The following is a 16,081-nucleotide window of genomic DNA, read 5'->3' on the forward strand; positions in this document are numbered from 1 at the left end:
GAACATGACCGCGGCCGACGGCCTCAAAACCGCCCTGCGCGAGCGCGTGCTCGCCCATCGCGACGACCTCCTGTCGCTGAGCCGGCGCATCCACGCGCACCCCGAGACGGCCTTCGCCGAGCACCGCGCCGCCGGCTGGTGCGCCGAACTCCTGCGCGGGCACGGCTTCGACGTGACGGCGCCCGCGTACGGCCTCGACACCGCCTTCGCCGCCACGACGGGCTCGGGCCCGGTCACGGTCGCCGTCGTCTGCGAGTACGACGCCCTGCCGGGCCTCGGGCACGCCTGCGGCCACAACCTGATCGCCGCAGCCGGCCTCGGCGCCGCCCTGGCCCTCGCCCCGCACGCGGACGAACTGGGCCTGACCGTACGGGTCCTGGGCACGCCCGCCGAGGAGCGCGGCGCGGGCAAGGCGCTGATGCTTCAGGCCGGAGCCTTCGACGGGGTCGACGCCGCGATGATGGTGCACCCGTGCCCGTTCGAGGTGGCCGAGTTCCGCTCGTTCGCGCTCGGCACGCTCTCCGTCGCGTACACCGGCAAGGCCGCCCACCCGAGCCTCAACCCGCACGAGGGCCGCAACGCCGCCGACGCGCTCACCGTCGCCCAGGTCGCCCTCGGGCTGCTGCGCCAGCAGCTGCCGCCGCAGTGGAAGGTGCACGGGGTGACGACGGGCGCGGGCACGGCGCCCAACCTGATCCCCGACCGGGCCACGGCCGAGTACGAGATCCGCGCCTCGGCCGCGGAGGACCTGCGGGAGCTGCGCGAGCGCGTCGAGGCGTGCTTCCGCGCGGGCGCCCTCGCCACGGGCTGCGAGGTCGAACTGACCCGCCCCGAGCCGGACTACCTCGACTTCCGCACCGACGCGGAGCTCATCGCGCTCTGGCAGGACAACGCCCGCGCGCTGGGCCGGCCGGAGCCGCTGCGGCGGGACGCCTTCGCCTGTACGGACATGGGGAACGTCTCCCACGTCGTCCCGTCGATCCACCCGGTGCTCGACATCAGCGGGGGCGCTTGCGGGCCGCACGAGGCGGAGTTCGCCGACGCGGCGGTTTCGCCTCGCGGCGAGCAGGCGATCCTCGACGGAGCGGTCGGGATGGCGTGGACGGCCGCGGACTTCGCTGACGCGCGCCGCTGATCCCGGGGCTCCGCCCCGGACCCCGGTCCTCAATCGCCGGACGGCTCTTTTTCCTGCCTGTCCGGCGATTGAGGGCGAGGGGGTTACTTCGCCGCCAGCGCCTTCGCGATGTCGTCCACGACGACGCCGCTCGCGATCGGGCCGCCGCGGGTCGACCACACCGAACCGTCCACCGTCACGGCGTGGTTCTTCTTGACCGCGTTCAGGTCCTTGTACGCCGGCTTCTCCTGGACGTCCTTGAGCGCCTTCTCACCGTCGGAGGTGAGGGTCGACAGGAACAGCCAGTCGCCGTCGATCTCGTTGATCTTCTCCAGGCTCAGCGCCGGGGTGTGGGCGTTGCCGTCCTTGTCCTGGTTCTTGGGCCGCTTGAGGCCCATGTCCAGGGCGACGCCGCTGGCGAACTGCTTCTTCTCCATCCAGCTGGGGCCGTCCGGGTTCCAGCGGACGATGCTGACCTCGGCGCCCTTGTTGCCGCCCAGGCCCTCGCCGGCCTTCTTGGCCTTGGCCTCGTAGTCGCCGATGACCTTGTTGGCCTCGTTCATCTTGTTGAGGGCGTTGCCGATGCCCCGGAAGGAGAGCTTCCAGTCGTCGGTCGGGGCCATGGTGACCAGCGTGGCCGGGGTGATCTCGCGCAGCTGCTTCAGCATCTGCTCGTCCTGCATGTCACCGGCCAGGATGAGGTCGGGCTTGGCGGCGACGACCTTGTCCATCACCGGCTGCAGCAGGTTGCCGACGACGTTGATGCCCTGGACCTTGTCGGCGAGGTAGGCCGGCGGCTTGCTCAGGCCCTGGCCGTTGGTGATGCCGACCGGCTTGACGCCGAGCGCCAGCACCGCGTCCAGGTCCTCCTGGGTGAGCGTCACGATGCGCTTGGGGTTGGCCGGGACCTTCACCGCGGTGCCGGTCGCGTCCTTGACGGTGCGGGTGCCGCCGCCCGCCTCGGCCGCGCTGTCGGACTTCTTGTCCGAGCCCTTGTCGGAGTCGGAGCCACAGCCGGTGACCAGCAGCGCGGCCGCCCCCACGGCGGCGAGCACCTGCACCGCGCGGCGCGGGGCGAAGGGGAGGAGGCGGGTGGGTGTGGTCATGGAGAGCTCCGGACGTGGCGAAAGAAGGGAATGGAAAAGAAAGGACAAAGGGCGGCGGGAAGCGCGAGGAACCCCTCGCACGGACCCGCAATAGACATTAGGTTAGCCTTACCTTAAAGCTCTCCCCCCGGGAGGGTCCACAAGAACCGGCGATCTTCTGGAAAGGCCCGCCCGTGGAGCTCCGCGTCGAACAGCTCGTCGCCGGTTACCCCGGCCACCGCGCCGTGGCAGGGGTCGACCTGACCATCCCCTCCGGTCAGGTCGTCGCGATCGTCGGGCCCAACGGCTGCGGCAAGTCGACGCTGCTGCGCTCCGTCGCCCGGCTCCACCAGCCCGAGTCCGGCCGGGTGTACGCGGGCGACGCCGACATCTGGCAGCTGAAACAGCGCCAGGCCGCGCACCGCATCGCCCTCCTCCCCCAGTCGCCGCTGGCCCCCGAGGCCGTCACCGTCGCCGGGCTCGTCCGCTACGGCCGCCACCCGCACCAGGGCCTGTTCCGCCAGTGGTCGCGCGACGACGAGCGGGCCGTCGCCGAAGCCCTGCGCGCCACCGGCGTCGCCGCGCTCGCCGACCGCCGGCTCGACCAGCTCTCCGGCGGCCAGCGCCAGCGCTGCTGGCTCGCGATGGTCCTCGCCCAGGAGACGCCCGTCGTCCTCCTCGACGAGCCGACCAGCGCCCTCGACATCGGCCACGCCGTCGAAGTCCTCGACCTCGCCCGTGAGGTGGCCCTGGCCGGGCGCACGGTCGTGATGGTCCTGCACGACCTCGCGAGCGCCGCCCGCTACGCCGACAGCATCGTCGCCATGAAGGACGGCCGCGTCGTCGCCCACGGCGCCCCGCGCGACGTCGTCGACACCGCCCTCGTGCGCGAGCTCTACGGCATCGACGCCGACATCCTGGAGGCCCCTGCCGACGGCTCCCCCGTCGTCGTCCCGGCCCGCCGCGCCCCGGTGGCGGCCGCCGCGGGCGTCTCGTAGGCCACGCGCGCCGCCGGGCCGGCGGGCGCGTTCCAGCAACTCGGCGAGTGCCGCGACGGGAAGCGCAGGCCCGTTACGAATCCGCCGCGGGCCCGGCCGTCCGCAGCGGGGTGATCTGCTCGATGTCGTAGCGGACGCGCAGCGCAGCGATGGCCTCCTGGTCGACCGGCGGGCCCGCCTCCAGGATCTCGAAGAGCTCCTCGAAATAGCGCTCGTGGTCGGGCGGCGGCGAGGCCTGGAAGAACATCCGCACCGGCTCGGACGTCGGATTCGCGAAGGCGTGCGGGCAGCCCGGCGGGACGAGGATCACCGTGCCCGGAGTGGCCCGTGCGTACTGCTGCCCGGTGGCGGAGCGCCACTCCCGCCAGTGGTCCGGCGTCCGGACGAGCGGTTCAAAGGCGAGCACGTCCACCTCGCCCTCCAGGACGTAGAAGAGCTCCTCGCTGCGGGTGTGCAGGTGCGCGCCGACGTCGAAGCCGGGCGGGACGACGACCTCGAAGCTGGAGGCGGCGCGCGAGTGCTCCCCCGTGACCTTGAAGGTGACCTGCTGGGCGGGGGTGACGAGGGTGCGGCCGCCGCCGGGTGGCACGACGAGACCGTCCTGGGCGGAGATCAGGGTCATCGCGGCGGTCCTTCCCGGCGGTGCGTCACGGCGTGTCGGAATCACGCCCTCCGATACTCCGGAGATTTCCCGTTCGCAGCGCGCGGCACCCGTGCCCTCACCCGTACGGCTCACACCTCGCGGGACCCGTACGGCTCACACCTCGCGGGACAGGCGCTCCACGAGCCCGGGGTCGGGCTGCGGCACCTCGCCGAAGTCCGCGTCGTCGCCCTCGACCGTGAGGCGGTTGACGACGCTCTCCAGGGCAGCGGGCAGATGGGGCGTCAGGCCGCTGTGCCACTGCACGAGGAGTTCGTGGCGGGCCGCGTCGGAGAGCAGCTTGCGGCGGCTGTCCACCCGGGAGGCGGGCCGCGGCGGCTCCTGCGGGTCGTGGGCGGCCTGGGCGCGCCAGAACGCGGCGTCGCGGAACTCGCCGTTGCGGCGGTGCGAGAGGTGCAGGCAGTACGCGGCGGTCCGGCTGCCGCCGCCGGCGGCGAACTGCCACCAGAAGTCGGCGGCCCCGGTGTGCCCGGTGACGTGCAGCAGGCAGGCGAAGACGAGGGCGCCCTCGGGGTCGATGCCCCGGTCGTCCGCGAACCGTTCCAGGCTCGCCGCGGCCTCGACGGCGTTGATCACCAGCACACAGGCCAGGTCGAGCTCGTCGCCGGCCTCGTCGCGGGCGCTGGGGCCGTCGGCCAGGACGGCCTTCCCGGGCCGGCGGCGGCCCGGCCTGCGCCGGCTCTCGAACGCCACGGCGATGGCGCGGGCGTCCGAGGTGAGCATGGCTTCGATGACGTCACCCTCGGTGTCGTGGCTGCGCGGCATTACTTCCCCCTGCCGGAGTGCTGGACCTCTAATGCGGACAAGGCCGCGGAGACCTTGCGTTTGGCGTGGCCGACGAGGGAGCGCACGGCCGCCCCGTCGACGCCGAGCAGGTCCGCCACCTGGCCCATGCTGTAGCCGATCACCAGGTGGAGGACGAGCGCGTCGCACTGCCGCTCGGGCAGCCGCGCGATCGCCGCGTACAGCGCGATGCGGCTCTCCAGGAGCCGGAACCGCTGCGCCCGCTCCGGCCCCCCGGCGTGCGCCGCGCGGTGGAAGGCGGCCGTCGCCAGCGCCGTGCCGCGCCGGTGCCGGGCCAGCCAGCCGGCGACGTGCTCCTTCAGCAGCGACCAGGCGTACGAGTCGGCGCAGGGCTGGCGCAGGGCGTGCGGCCACTGCGCGCACAGCCGCTCGAAGGCCGCCTCCGTGATGTCCGCGGCCGCGTCGGCGTCGCCGGTGTGCAGATATGCGTAGGCGCCCCATCTGTGCTCGTGCAGTTCCCGGAAGGCCGTGAAGGCGATCTCCATCCGGCGCTCGGCCGGGACCGCGGTCCCGGTGGGCGCGGGCGTCCGACCGCTGTCCGTCATGGGCGCCTCTCGCGTCGAGTCCCTCAGATTCTTCCGCGTCTTCTTCCGCGTCTTCTTCTGTGTGGTTCCAATGAACCGGAAAAGCAGGCCCCGCCGTGCCGCAACCGCGCAAATTGCCGGACTCTCCGCACCCGCGGGGTTACCCGCCGGTGGCCGGGGACAGGTATGGGGCAGCCGTAACGCGACGGGAAGGCAGAGAAGATGGGCGAGACCCGCGAGGATCCCGTGGTCGACCTCCGGCTGGACCGGGCCCACTCGGCCCGCATCTACGACTGGTTCCTGGGCGGGCGGACGAACTTCGCCGCCGACCGCGAGGCCGCCGGTCAGGTCCTCGCCGTCTTCCCGTCGGCCGGGGAGGCGGCCCGGATGAACCGCGCGTTCCTGCACCGGGCCGCGCGCCACCTCGCGCGCGAGGGCCTGACCCAGTTCCTCGACATCGGCACCGGCATCCCCACCTCGCCCAACCTGCACGAGACCGTGCAGGCGGTCGTCCCCTCGGCCCGCGTCGTCTACACCGACAACGACCCGATCGTCCTGGCCCACGCCGCCGCGCTGCTGCACGGCCGCCCGGAGGGGCGCACGGCGTACGTGGAGGCCGACGTCACCGACCCCGACAGCGTGCTGCGGGCGCCGGAGCTGCTCGCGACGCTCGACCTCGGCCGGCCGGTGGCCCTCACCCTCAACGCCCTGCTGCACTTCATCACCGACGACGGCCGGGACCGCGCGCACGCGGTCGTCGAGCGCCTCAAGGCCGCGCTGCCCAGTGGCAGCGCGCTCGTGGTCACGCACGGCACCTCCGACTTCTCCCCGCTGGCGACGGGCCGGATCATGGACATCTACGCGCGGGCCGGGACGCCGCTCCAGCTGCGCGGCAGGGCCGAGTTCCGCCGCTTCTTCGACGGCTGGGAGCTGGTGGAGCCGGGCATCACGCTCGCCCACCGCTGGCGCCCCGACGAGCCCGGGGAACCCGGGGAGAGGGGCCGTCCCACGGCTGCGGAGGCGGTCTGTTACGCGGCGATCGCCGTCAAGCCGTAGGCCCTTCAGGCGGATCGTGAGGGACATACGGGTTCCTGTGCCGGCACATCCCGCCGGACCCCCGCCGCGGTGGCTCATCGCCGTTGCGGCGGGCAAGTTCCTTCCGCCGCAACGGCGCGGGACCACGACGTGGCGGACCGGCGGTGCCGGACCGGGCCCCGGCCCGGCAGGGTCCGCGCCCCGCTCAGATCGCGTACTTCCACACCGTGAGCATGAACGCGCCGTACCAGCAGCCGAACAGCGTCGCCGCGCACAGCACGATCAGGGCCGTACGGGTGCGGGCGGCCGCCAGGGCGCGGGCCGCGGGGACGAGGAAGAGGACCGCGGGTATGAGCAGCCGCAGCTTGGAGTGCGAGTAGTTGCTCTGGGCCAGGGTCAGGACCACGATGCCCGTGCCGTACACGAGCAGCGGCGGCCAGGTGCCGCGGTGCCAGGTGAGGAAGGTGGCGCAGAGGAGGGCGAGGAGGAGCACGGCGGTGCTCACCGAGACCCAGCCGTCGCCCCGGCGCAGCGTCTCGCCGAGGAAGTCGAGGAAGGCCGCGCCGTTGTCCCAGTGGGTGCCCCAGCCGGCTTCCTGGATGCGGAACCAGGCGCCGGGGTCGCCGGCGCGCTGCCCGACCCACCACAGGTAGAGGGGCGTGCCGAGGCAGCCGAGGGCGACGGCCGCCAGGGGCCGCGGGCGAAGGCGGCGTTCGCGCAGCAGGTGCGCTCCGGCGGCGACGGCGAGCGCGGCGACCACGGCCGCGGCGGCGGGCCGGGTGAGCCCGGTGAGCAGGGCCAGGGCGCCGGCGGTGAGCCAGGCCCGGCGGTGCGCGGCCAGGAGCGTGCCGGCGGCCAGGGCGAGGAAGAGCGACTCGCTGTAGGACATGAGGAAGGACAACGACATCGGCTGTGCGCCGGCGAGCAGCACGATCGCGATGAGGGCGGTGCGGGTCCCGTGGAGCGCGGCGATCAGGCGGTGCACGGCGATCAGCGCGGCGATCAGCGCGAGGTGGGCGGCGACGATGCCGGAGGTGCCCCAGCCGAGGCCGGTGACGGCGTGGACGGCGCGGATCAGCATCGGGAACAGCGGGAAGAACGCGAGGTTGTTGCCGGTGAGGCTGCCGTCCTCGGCATAGGAGTAGCCGGGGGCGTAGCCGCCCTGGGCGATGCTCACGTAGAGGTTGCCGTCCCAGGCGAGGAGGCGCTCGCGGAGGCCGGGCCCGTCCGGGTCGCTCATGGCGGACAGGACGAGCAGGTGGAGGACGGTGGTGACCGCGTACACGGCGAGCGCGGGCAGCGCCAAACGGAAGATACGTTTCCCTCGCTGCCGCACGGCCGGGGCCGACGGGTCGCGCGGTGCCGGTATCGCGCCGGGGCCGGAGGGGGCGGGGTCGGGGGCGAGTGCCGTCATGGGCGGTCATGCCATTTCGTCGGGGGCGTACGGGAGTACGCGGCGGGGTGGTGCGTGGGGCGGGCCGTCAGACGGCGGGGTAGTGCTCCGCGCGGGCGGCCGTGATGAGCGCGGAGACGTCCGTCCAGTCGAGGCCCTCCCGGCGGGCCCGGCCCATCCAGTCCGCGAGCTCGCCGCGCAGCGGGGAGTCGGCCAGGGCGCGGGGCCGCGCGGGGGCGGCGCTCACGAACGTGCCGACCCCCGGCCGGGCTTCGACGAGCCCGAGGTGTTCGAGCTCGCGGTAGGCCTTGAGCGTCGTGTTCGGGTTGAGTTTGGTGACGGCGGCGACGCGGGCGGCGGTGGGCAGCTGGTCCCCGGCGGTGAGGATGCCGAGGCGCAGCGCCTCCTGGACCTGCTGGACGATCTGCAGGTAGGCGGCCATGCCGCTCTGCCGGTCGATCCTGAACTCGACCACGGTGCGGCCCCCCTCATCCCGTCCCTGCGTGCGGCGACCGTGCGGCGCGGGTCACAGCGGGCGCCTGCGGCCCCACCACAGGGTGAGGGCGAGGATCGCGAGGGCCGCGGCCAGCACGAGCGCCGCGTGGGTCCACTGCATGCCGGGCATCTGGTCGTACCCGAAGTATTCCAGGCGCTCGGCGACGATGCCCTTGTTGGTCCTGCACTCTGCGGGAGTGCTCTCGTTGAAGCACGTGCCGAAGCCGTGGAGCCCGCCGCGGGCGTCGACCGTCCAGTTGTCGTACCGCACGGCGCCTTCGGGCAGCGCGGGCTGTCCCTCCTCGACGGGGTTGACGAGCACGCGCGGTTTCGCGAAGCCGTGCGGGACGTGACTGAACAGGGCGAGGTTCCAGACCACGGCGAAGCCGAGGGTGAGTCCCATGGCGAGCAGGGTGCGGCGGACGAACAGGCCGAGCGCGACGCCCACGGCGAGGTGGAGCAGGGCCACCGCCACGGGGACGGGGCCGGTGTTGGAGAAGACGTCGTCCGAGCTCCAGTCGCCGGCGTTGAAGAGGTCGTGCGCGGGTTCCCACCAGGCGGTGAAGGCGGCGGAGAGGGCCGCGGAGCACGCGACGGTGATCAGCACCGCCACGCCGAGCTTGACGGCGAGCCAGCGGCCGCGGGTGACCGACTGGGTGGTGACCAGCTGCACGGTGCCGCGCTCGCGGTCCCCGGAGATCAGCGGGGCGCCGAGGAAGACGCCCGCGACGACAGGGACCAGGGACATCAGCCCGGCGGCGTTCTGGAAGGACTCGGCGTACGCCTGCCCGGAGGCCTCCACGATCTTGAAGGGACCGTGGGCGCGGGCGGGGCCGAGCCAGGCGAGCGTCACGTGGCGCTGCCAGAGCATGTGGACGCAGCCGGCCGCGGTCAGCAGCAGGCAGGCCACGAAGGCCACCCGGTGCTGCCGCCAGACCAGCCAGGGGAGGCCGCGCAGGATGCGGGGCGGCTGCTTGCCGGTCCGCTCGGCGAGGGGCTCTTCCACGGCCGTGCTCATGCCGTCACCTCTTGGTCTTCCTGTTCCTGGCCGTGCGGGCCGTCGATGCGGGCCGCGGCGGTGAGCAAGGGGGGCGCCGCGGGCGAGCGCAGGTAGCCCAGCAGGACCTCTTCCAGACCGGGTTCGACGATCTTCCAGTCGCCTTCGACCGGGCCGCGGGGCCGGATGAGGGCGGTGAACTGGCGGCCTGTGGTGCGGGATTCGACGACGGTGTGCCGGGCGATCTCCGCGGGGACGCCGTCGGTGAGGCGGACGCCGGTCACCAGCCGGTGGGCGGCGAGCAGTTCGTCGGTCTCGCCGGCGAGGCGGACCCGGCCGCCGGCGACGGCGAGGAGGTGGTCGCACATGGTCGCCACGTCGGCCAGCCGGTGGGAGGACATCACGACGGTGGCGCCCTGTTCGGCGGCCTCGGCCAGCAGGAGGCCGGCGACCTCGTGGGCGGCGAGCGGGTCGAGGTCCGCCATCGGCTCGTCGAGGAGCAGGAGGCGGGGGCGCTTGCCGAAGGCCAGCGCGAGGGCCACGCGGGAGCGCTGCCCGCCGGAGAGGCTGCCGACGCGGGCGCCGAGGGGCAGCTTCCCGGACCGGACGATCCGCTCGGCCACCGCCTGGTCCCAGCGCGGGTTCAGCTCGCGGCCCATGCGGAGGGTGTCCTCGACCGTGAACTGCGGGAAGAGCGGCTTGTCCTGGGCGAGGAAGGCGGTGTCGGCCAGACCCGCGGGGTCGGCGACCGGCGAGCCGAAGACGCGCAGACTCCCCTCCGTCGGCCGGAGGATCCGTGCGGCCATGCCCAGCAGCGTGCTCTTGCCCGCGCCGTTGGGGCCGACGAGCCCGCAGACCGCGCCGGCCGGGATCCGGACGGAGAAGTCCTGGACGGCCCGGACCCGCCGGAAGCGCTTGCCCAGTCCCCGCGCCTCCAGGGCCCAGCGGCTCGCGCCGTCGGCTGTTGTCATCCCACCCCACCTGCCCCGCCTGCTAATTCACTAGTCAGCTAGTGGAATGAGCATATAGGCCACCCCCGCACTGTCAATATCCGGTTCAGAAAGGGGCAAACAGCAAGATTGCGGACTTATGCCGTCGCTCCCGCGGCCTTGCGGCGGGCCCGGTGGGCGGCCGCCGTCGCGCGGTTGCCGCAGATCTGCGGCGAGCAGAAGCGCCGCGACAGGTTGCGGGAGGTGTCCACGAAGACCTCGGCGCAGCGGTTGCCCACGCACACGTGGAGCCGCTCCACGCCGCTCGTGGTGACCACGGTCAGCAGGCCCATGGCGGCGTTGACCGCGTACTGATCGACGACGGGGGCGCCGGGCGCGGCGACGTGCAGGTGCCACGAGCCGTCGTGGTCGGTGTAGTGCGGGACGGCGCCGCGGGCGGCGAGGAGGTCGTTGAGCAGGGTGACGGCCGTCGCCGCGTCCGGGGCGCCGAAGACCTCGCGCAGCACGGGCCGGAGCTCGCGCGCGGCGGCGAGGTCCGCCTCGTCCGGGGCGGCGGGCGGGCGGATGCCGTGGGCGTCGAGCAGGGCGGACAAGGCCGCAACATCGGGCATCTTCTCCACATTGCGCACGATGTTGTAGGTATTGACCAGGTCCTCAGCCAGGGTCACCGAACCGTCTGAGTAACTAGTAAACCTCACCATGACTCCGTACTATTGCTGCTCGTGGACGCCACCGCATCACCTGCGGCGGCACTGTTTCCTGTTGCCCGCACTTGTTGCCCGCATGTCCGCGGAGGACGTCGATGGACTCGCAAGAGGCATTACCCGCCGAGGGGTCGGCGCCACCGCAGGAAACGCCCGCTCCCGTCCGCGGATTCCGGGAGGAGGCACTCTACGGTCTGCGGGCCGCCGTTCCCCTGGCCGTCGCGGTCTTCGGATTCGCGGTCTCCTTCGGCATCGTGGCCCGCGCGGCGGGCATGGGCGTGCTGGCTCCCGTGGTGATGTCGCTGACCACGTTCGCCGGGTCCGCGCAGTTCGCCGCCGCCTCGGTGCTCGGCACCGGGGGCGGGGTCGCCGCCGCGATCGTCGCGGCCGTCCTGCTCAACTCCCGCTATCTGCCCATCGGGATCAGCGTGGCCCCCGCCATGACCGGCGGCGTCGTCAAGAGATTCCTCTCCGCCCAGCTCGTGGTGGACGAGTCCTGGGCCGTCGGCCACATCGGCAACGGCCGCTACTCCCGCGGCCGGCTGCTCGGCGCCGGCGTCCTCGTCTACGCGGCCTGGGTCGGCGGCACCGCCGTCGGCCTGCTCGGCGCCCACTACCTGGGCGATCCCGAGCGCTTCGGGCTCGACGTCGTCTCGCCCGTCCTGTTCATCGCCCTCCTCAAGGGCCAGATCACCAGTCGCAAGGCGCTCGCCGCCTCGATCCTGGGCGTGGCCATCGCCCTGGCGCTGGTCCCCTTCGCCTCGCCGGGCGTCCCGCTCATCGCCGCCACCGCCGCCTGCCTGTTGGGACTGAGGAAATGACCGGACTCTGGCTCGCCGTGCTCCTGGTCGGCGCCGTCTCCATGGCGCTCAAGGCGACCGGCCCCGTCCTCCTGGGCGGCGAGGAACTGCCCGCGGCCATGCAGCGCGTCGTCACGCTCATGGCGCCCACGCTACTGGCCGCGCTGATCGCCACCCAGATGTTCGGCCAGGGCAGGTCGCTCGTCATCGACGCCCGCGCCGTCGGGCTCGTCGTGGGAGCCTTCGGCGTCTGGCGCAAGTGGCCCACCCTGCTCGTGGTGGTGCTCGGCGCCGCGGCCACGGCCCTCACCCGGCTGGTGACCGGCTGACCGGGACCGCGGGCCGCCCCCGCACCCCCTTTGACGTTCCCCCGGACCATCCCCCGCTCCCCGACCGGAAGGAGGCACCCATGACCCCCATGGCACCCCCGCCGCCCCTCGACAGCACCGGAGTAACGGCCGCGGCGGACGGCACGGACGCCGGCACCCCGGCACCGCTGCCCACCACGGCCCTGTGGGACGCGGGCGTCCGCCTGGGAGCCGCCGTCGAGCTGCCGCCCCTGCCGCTCGCGCCGGCCGCGGCGGGCATGCGCTGCGCCGGGCCACTGCGCCGCGTCGAGCACAGCGAGGGCGTGGTCTCGGTCTTCGCCGGGATCGACGCGGCCGCCCCGGGCGACGTCCTCCTCGTCGACAACTCCGGCCGCACCGACGAGGCCTGCGTGGGCGACCTCGTCGCCATCGAGGCCCTGCAGGCCGGCATCGCGGGCATCGTGGTGTGGGGCTGCCACCGCGACAGCGACGACCTGGCCGCCATCGGCCTGCCGGTCTTCAGTCTCGGCCCCTGCCCCGCCTCGCCCCGGCTCGGCCCCGGCCGCCCGGCACCGCCCGCCCTCCCCCGGATCTCCGGGCGGGACGGCGACGTCCTGGCGGCCGACGCCGACGGCGTGCTCCTCGTCCCGGCCGCGGCCCGCGACGAGGTGGCGGCCCTCGCCGGGCGGATCGTGCGGGCCGAGCGCTCCCAGGCCGAACTGGCCCGGCAGGGCGTCAGCCTGCGCGAGCAGCTCGGCTGGGACCGCTTCCTGGAGCGGCGGCGCACCGACCCCGGCTACGCGTTCCGCTCCCATCTGGCCCAGGTCGACGGAGCGCTGGAGTAGGAGGGCCCGGGGGCGTACGAGAGAAGGCCCCGCCGCAGCAGCAGGTGCCGGCGGGACCAGGGGTGGGGCTCCGGAATCCCGTCCCGGAGGCGCGACGAGAACGCGAGCACGGCGAGTCCGTTCACGAAGCCGTTCAAGGAGGTCTCCTCTGCTCATGTCGTCGAGGTCGGTACAGGCACAGCGGGCTCCGGCCCGGTTCCCGGTGGACCCCCGCCGCCGGGGACCGGACCAGAGCCCGCTGCGCCGCGCCCCCGGCCGGGCCGGGGGCGGCTCGTGGGACCGGCTACGGCCCGGCCGGCGGCAGATGGGCCCGCGCGAACTCCAGCTGCCGGCGGAACAGCGCCACCCGCTCCTCCACGCCGGTCACGCTGTGGCCCCCGTCGTGCACGTGCAGGCCGTGCGGGACGCCGCGCCGCGCGAGCCGCTCGGCGTAGTCCTTCGCCTGGCCCACGGGGCAGCGGGCGTCGTTGGCGCCGGCGAGGATGAGCACCGGCGCGCGGACGGCGTCGACGTAGGTCAGCGGCGAGGACTCCCGGTAGCGCTCGGGCACCTCCTCCGGCGTGCCGCCGAAGAGGCTGCGGTCGAGGGCCTTGATCTCCTCCATCGCGCCGTGGTGCGCCGCCGCGCAGTCGGCGACCGGCGCGCCGGCGAGCCCCAGCGCCCACTCCCCCGGCCGGGTGCCGAGCGCGAGCAGCGTGAGGTAGCCGCCCCACGACCAGCCCGCCACGACCAGCCGGGCGGGGTCGGCCACGCCGTGGTCGACCGTCCACTGCCGGACGGCGGACACGTCCTCCAGCTCGGTGAGGCCGACGCGGCGCCGCAGCGCCTCGGTCCACTCGCGCCCGTAGCCGGTGGAGCCGCGGTAGTTGACGCGGACGACGGCGAAGCCGTGGTCGGTCCAGGCGGCGACGGCCGGGTCGAAGGCGTCCTCGTCCTGCTCGTCGGGGCCGCCGTGCAGCAGGAAGACGGTGGGGTACGGGCCCGGGCCCGCGGGCGTGTTCAGCAGGGCGTGGATGCGGCCGCCGGGGCCGTCCACCCACAGGTCGCGGGCGTCGGCGGCCGGGGGCGGCGGCTGGTCCGGCAGGGGCAGCGCGGGATCCTCCAGCAGGCCGCGGAACTCCGGCGGGCGGGCCGAGCTCGACCACAGCAGCCAGGCGTCGCCGCCGGGCCGGGTGCGCGCGTGGGCGATGACGCCGGCCGGGGTGCCGATCCGCTCCAGCCGCCCGCTGCCCAGGTCGTAGCGGTGGAGGGTGGAGCGGGCCTCGTGGTCGTGGACGACGAGCAGCGAGCCGGCGTCCTGGAACCACTGCACGGACACGTCGCCGGGCAGGCCGAGGCGCAGTGCGGTGCGCTCGCCGGTGCGCGGGTCGAAGAGGACGGGCTCCCAGCGGTCGTCGCGCTGGTGCGTGAGCAGCAGCCGCGGGTCGCCGCGCACGGGCGAGAAGCCGACGGCCTCCAGGCCGCCCTCGTCGTCGGCGAGGTCGGCCACGGTCGTGCCGTCGTCCGTGGTGAGGACGCGCACGCCCAGGTCCCAGAGGTCGCCGCGCTCGCTGTGCGCGATGACGGCCAGATCGAGGGAGCGGGAGAGGTCGACGGCGTAGGCCGGTTCGTCGTGCCGGTAGAGGGGACGGGCCGCGCCGCCGGGCAGGACGAGGTGGACGGCGGCGCCGTCCTCGGTCGAGCAGCCGAGCAGGGCGTGCCCGTCGAGGCCGACGGCCAGGCCCGAGGGCCAGTACCGGCCGGCGGACGGGACGGCCGGGGTGTCGGGGCCGCCGGTGAACGGCTGGCGCATCCAGCGGCCGTACTCGTCGCCGTCGCCGTCGTCGAACCACCACACCGCTTCGCCGGAGGCCTCGATGGCGCACTGCTGGGTGCCGGCGGGCCGGTCGGTGACGCGGCGGAGGGTGCCCGCCGCGCGGTCCCAGGCGTGGACCTGGGCGATGCCGGAGAGATCGCTGACGAAGACGCAGCGGTCGGGCGCGCTCTTGGCCCAGGCCGGGAGGGTGTGGCGAGGGGCGCGGAAGCGCCGTTCCCACACGGGCCCGTCGGCGAGGTGCCGGGGTGCGGTCGTGGTCATCGAGGGGGTTCCTCCTGTGGCTGCCTGAGGTGTGCGCCCCCGGCCCGCGCGCAGCGAACGGCCGCCGCCGGCGGTGGGCCGGGGCGGCCGGCGGGCGGCGTCGGCCGCCCGCCGCGTGGGGTGGTGGCCCGTGTGTCAGTGGCAGCCGCAGCTCGCCGAGGTGACCCGGTTCATCCGGCGCCTGGGCCGCTCGCCGCCGCTCTCCGTGCCGGCTCCGGCCAGGGCCTCGGTGCTGCCGGGGGCCGTGACCGTGCTGGTGGAGCAGGCCAGGGTGAGCTGGTACGGGGTCTGCGGCAGGGCGCCGAGGACGATGTGGACGGAGACGGCGGCCTTGCCCGCGGCCGCCGAGTTGGCCTCGGTGTTGAAGGGCAGCGGCTGCGTCCCGCTGCTCAGGCCGAACTCGATCCCGGAGACCAGCGCGTGGTCGGGGTGCTCGGCGAAGAGCCGCTCCAGCTCGGCCGCGGCCGTGCCGGAGCCGGTGGCGGCGGCCTTGAGGTCGGTGACCGCGCCGTTGTCCACGGTGAGGACGAGCGGGTAGTGCGAGAGCCCGGTCAGCTGCTCGTAGATCTCGTGGCGGCGGTCGGCGCTCGCGCTGCGGGCGCGGACGACGGGCCAGCCCTTGACGGTGATCTGCCCGGACAGCGCGGTGCCGGTGACGTCGGTGGCGAGGCGCAGCCTGCCGGTGGGTGCGGTCCGCACGGCGCCCGGCTGGAAGAGGCCGGGGTCGGTGCGCGACCAGGTCGGCCCCGCGTAGGTGAGCTCGGCGACGGAGCCGGTGAGCGCCTCGGTGAGCTGCAGCCCGCCGGAGGCGGCGAGGGCCGAGACGAGCCGGTCGGCGCGGGCCTGCACCTCCGCGGGGTCGGCCTTCTCCAGGGCCGCCAGGACGGTGCCGGCCTGGTCGAGGGCGAGCGGGCCCTGGCCGGCGCGGATCGCGGCGACGGTGCGGCCGGGGCCGATGTCGGCGGACGGTGCGGTCAGCAGGGCGTCGGCGGTGGCGATCACGAGGACGTCGCAGGTGTCCGGCACCTCGGTGCGCAGGATGTCGCCCAGGGTGCGGCCGGGGGCGGCCGTCACGACGGCGCTCTGCTCGTACCGGCCGCCGCCGTCGAGGCGGAAGAACCCGGCCAGTGCCTCTTCCAGGACCAGTACGAAGTGTGTGCGGCCGACCGGATACTGTCGGTAGGCCTCGGGGCGGACCATAATCATCGCGACACCACTCCCAGTTATGCGTGTTGCGTGTCGGCGAGGCGGGTCGAGTCAGCACCTCGACCCGCCTCGCACCAGGGCTGTG

General features: G+C 74.2%; 17 protein-coding genes. 6 read left to right on the plus strand and 11 right to left on the minus strand.

Going from position 1 to position 16,081, the window contains the following annotated elements:
• Positions 1-4 precede the first annotated feature (4 nt).
• Positions 5-1,135: a M20 family metallopeptidase gene (locus B7P34_RS02885; RefSeq protein WP_106674163.1), complete on the plus strand. Its 1,131-nt coding sequence runs from the start codon at positions 5-7 to the stop codon at positions 1,133-1,135.
• Positions 1,136-1,218: 83 nt separating this feature from the next.
• Here the strand turns inward: B7P34_RS02885 and B7P34_RS02890 are convergent, their stop codons facing one another.
• Entirely contained in the window at positions 1,219-2,220 is a 1,002-nt protein-coding gene (locus B7P34_RS02890; protein ID WP_106674164.1) for an ABC transporter substrate-binding protein, read from the minus strand.
• Positions 2,221-2,393: 173 nt separating this feature from the next.
• On the opposite strand from B7P34_RS02890, the gene B7P34_RS02895 reads away from it, so the two are divergent.
• Positions 2,394-3,197, plus strand: a complete 804-nt coding sequence (locus B7P34_RS02895) for an ABC transporter ATP-binding protein (protein WP_106674165.1) — start codon at positions 2,394-2,396, stop codon at positions 3,195-3,197.
• Between the two features lie 73 nt (positions 3,198-3,270).
• Here B7P34_RS02895 and B7P34_RS02900 read toward each other — a convergent pair whose 3' ends face one another.
• From B7P34_RS02900 to B7P34_RS02910, 3 genes are all read right to left on the minus strand, one after another.
• The gene (locus B7P34_RS02900; protein WP_106674166.1) at positions 3,271-3,819 is read right to left on the minus strand and encodes a cupin domain-containing protein; all 549 of its coding nucleotides are present in this window, start codon (positions 3,817-3,819) and stop codon (positions 3,271-3,273) included.
• 135 nt (positions 3,820-3,954) lie between these two features.
• Entirely contained in the window at positions 3,955-4,623 is a 669-nt protein-coding gene (locus B7P34_RS02905; RefSeq protein ID WP_106674167.1) for a hypothetical protein, read from the minus strand.
• Entirely contained in the window at positions 4,623-5,207 is a 585-nt protein-coding gene (locus tag B7P34_RS02910) for an RNA polymerase sigma factor (RefSeq protein WP_223267431.1), read from the minus strand. The genes B7P34_RS02905 and B7P34_RS02910 overlap by 1 nt, the downstream gene beginning before the upstream one ends.
• Before the next feature lie 201 nt (positions 5,208-5,408).
• On the opposite strand from B7P34_RS02910, the gene B7P34_RS02915 reads away from it, so the two are divergent.
• Complete coding sequence (locus B7P34_RS02915) at positions 5,409-6,242, plus strand: SAM-dependent methyltransferase (protein ID WP_106674168.1); 834 nt, start codon at positions 5,409-5,411, stop codon at positions 6,240-6,242.
• A 184-nt stretch (positions 6,243-6,426) separates the two neighbouring features.
• Here B7P34_RS02915 and B7P34_RS02920 read toward each other — a convergent pair whose 3' ends face one another.
• The 5 genes from B7P34_RS02920 to B7P34_RS02940 all read right to left on the minus strand — a co-directional run bounded on the left by B7P34_RS02920 (position 6,427) and on the right by B7P34_RS02940 (position 10,724).
• Positions 6,427-7,635: a hypothetical protein gene (locus B7P34_RS02920; RefSeq protein ID WP_223267432.1), complete on the minus strand. Its 1,209-nt coding sequence runs from the start codon at positions 7,633-7,635 to the stop codon at positions 6,427-6,429.
• A 67-nt stretch (positions 7,636-7,702) separates the two neighbouring features.
• Complete coding sequence (locus B7P34_RS02925; RefSeq protein WP_223267433.1) at positions 7,703-8,089, minus strand: GntR family transcriptional regulator; 387 nt, start codon at positions 8,087-8,089, stop codon at positions 7,703-7,705.
• Between the two features lie 51 nt (positions 8,090-8,140).
• Entirely contained in the window at positions 8,141-9,127 is a 987-nt protein-coding gene (locus tag B7P34_RS02930) for an ABC transporter permease subunit (protein WP_106674169.1), read from the minus strand.
• Positions 9,124-10,077 (minus strand): ABC transporter ATP-binding protein, encoded by a 954-nt coding sequence (locus B7P34_RS02935; RefSeq protein ID WP_106674170.1) that lies wholly within the window; start codon positions 10,075-10,077, stop codon positions 9,124-9,126. The genes B7P34_RS02930 and B7P34_RS02935 overlap by 4 nt, the downstream gene beginning before the upstream one ends.
• Positions 10,078-10,193: 116 nt before the next feature.
• Positions 10,194-10,724 (minus strand): CGNR zinc finger domain-containing protein, encoded by a 531-nt coding sequence (locus tag B7P34_RS02940; protein WP_189382397.1) that lies wholly within the window; start codon positions 10,722-10,724, stop codon positions 10,194-10,196.
• Positions 10,725-10,858: 134 nt separating this feature from the next.
• Here B7P34_RS02940 and B7P34_RS02945 point away from each other — a divergent pair, with 134 nt between their 5' ends.
• From B7P34_RS02945 to B7P34_RS02955, 3 genes are all read left to right on the plus strand, one after another.
• Positions 10,859-11,581, plus strand: coding sequence for an AzlC family ABC transporter permease (locus tag B7P34_RS02945; protein WP_106674172.1), 723 nt, complete (start codon positions 10,859-10,861; stop codon positions 11,579-11,581).
• Positions 11,578-11,889: an AzlD domain-containing protein gene (locus tag B7P34_RS02950; protein WP_030365004.1), complete on the plus strand. Its 312-nt coding sequence runs from the start codon at positions 11,578-11,580 to the stop codon at positions 11,887-11,889. Before B7P34_RS02945 ends, B7P34_RS02950 begins: the two co-directional genes overlap by 4 nt.
• A gap of 80 nt (positions 11,890-11,969) precedes the next feature.
• The gene (locus B7P34_RS02955) at positions 11,970-12,713 is read left to right on the plus strand and encodes an RraA family protein (protein ID WP_223267434.1); all 744 of its coding nucleotides are present in this window, start codon (positions 11,970-11,972) and stop codon (positions 12,711-12,713) included.
• 283 nt (positions 12,714-12,996) lie between these two features.
• Here B7P34_RS02955 and B7P34_RS02960 read toward each other — a convergent pair whose 3' ends face one another.
• Both B7P34_RS02960 and B7P34_RS02965 read right to left on the minus strand, forming a co-directional pair.
• Entirely contained in the window at positions 12,997-14,790 is a 1,794-nt protein-coding gene (locus tag B7P34_RS02960; protein ID WP_106674173.1) for a prolyl oligopeptidase family serine peptidase, read from the minus strand.
• Positions 14,791-14,925: 135 nt separating this feature from the next.
• Entirely contained in the window at positions 14,926-15,996 is a 1,071-nt protein-coding gene (locus B7P34_RS02965) for a hypothetical protein (protein ID WP_146166717.1), read from the minus strand.
• Positions 15,997-16,081: the final 85 nt, after the last annotated feature.

Source organism: Streptosporangium nondiastaticum, from assembly GCF_003011965.1.
In the GTDB taxonomy this organism is placed as follows: domain Bacteria; phylum Actinomycetota; class Actinomycetes; order Streptomycetales; family Streptomycetaceae; genus Streptomyces; species Streptomyces nondiastaticus.

What these genes read in the sequence shown, in the direction of transcription:
- B7P34_RS02885 (WP_106674163.1), top strand. Translation starts at nt 5, where the DNA reads ATGACCGCGGCCGACGGCCTCAAAACCGCCCTGCGCGAGCGCGTGCTC.
- B7P34_RS02890 (WP_106674164.1), bottom strand. Translation starts at nt 2,220, where the DNA reads ATGACCACACCCACCCGCCTCCTCCCCTTCGCCCCGCGCCGCGCGGTG.
- B7P34_RS02900 (WP_106674166.1), bottom strand. Translation starts at nt 3,819, where the DNA reads ATGACCCTGATCTCCGCCCAGGACGGTCTCGTCGTGCCACCCGGCGGC.
- B7P34_RS02905 (WP_106674167.1), bottom strand. Translation starts at nt 4,623, where the DNA reads ATGCCGCGCAGCCACGACACCGAGGGTGACGTCATCGAAGCCATGCTC.
- B7P34_RS02910 (WP_223267431.1), bottom strand. Translation starts at nt 5,207, where the DNA reads ATGACGGACAGCGGTCGGACGCCCGCGCCCACCGGGACCGCGGTCCCG.
- B7P34_RS02915 (WP_106674168.1), top strand. Translation starts at nt 5,409, where the DNA reads ATGGGCGAGACCCGCGAGGATCCCGTGGTCGACCTCCGGCTGGACCGG.
- B7P34_RS02920 (WP_223267432.1), bottom strand. Translation starts at nt 7,635, where the DNA reads ATGACGGCACTCGCCCCCGACCCCGCCCCCTCCGGCCCCGGCGCGATA.
- B7P34_RS02930 (WP_106674169.1), bottom strand. Translation starts at nt 9,127, where the DNA reads ATGAGCACGGCCGTGGAAGAGCCCCTCGCCGAGCGGACCGGCAAGCAG.
- B7P34_RS02935 (WP_106674170.1), bottom strand. Translation starts at nt 10,077, where the DNA reads ATGACAACAGCCGACGGCGCGAGCCGCTGGGCCCTGGAGGCGCGGGGA.
- B7P34_RS02945 (WP_106674172.1), top strand. Translation starts at nt 10,859, where the DNA reads ATGGACTCGCAAGAGGCATTACCCGCCGAGGGGTCGGCGCCACCGCAG.
- B7P34_RS02950 (WP_030365004.1), top strand. Translation starts at nt 11,578, where the DNA reads ATGACCGGACTCTGGCTCGCCGTGCTCCTGGTCGGCGCCGTCTCCATG.
- B7P34_RS02955 (WP_223267434.1), top strand. Translation starts at nt 11,970, where the DNA reads ATGACCCCCATGGCACCCCCGCCGCCCCTCGACAGCACCGGAGTAACG.
- B7P34_RS02960 (WP_106674173.1), bottom strand. Translation starts at nt 14,790, where the DNA reads ATGACCACGACCGCACCCCGGCACCTCGCCGACGGGCCCGTGTGGGAA.
- B7P34_RS02965 (WP_146166717.1), bottom strand. Translation starts at nt 15,996, where the DNA reads ATGATTATGGTCCGCCCCGAGGCCTACCGACAGTATCCGGTCGGCCGC.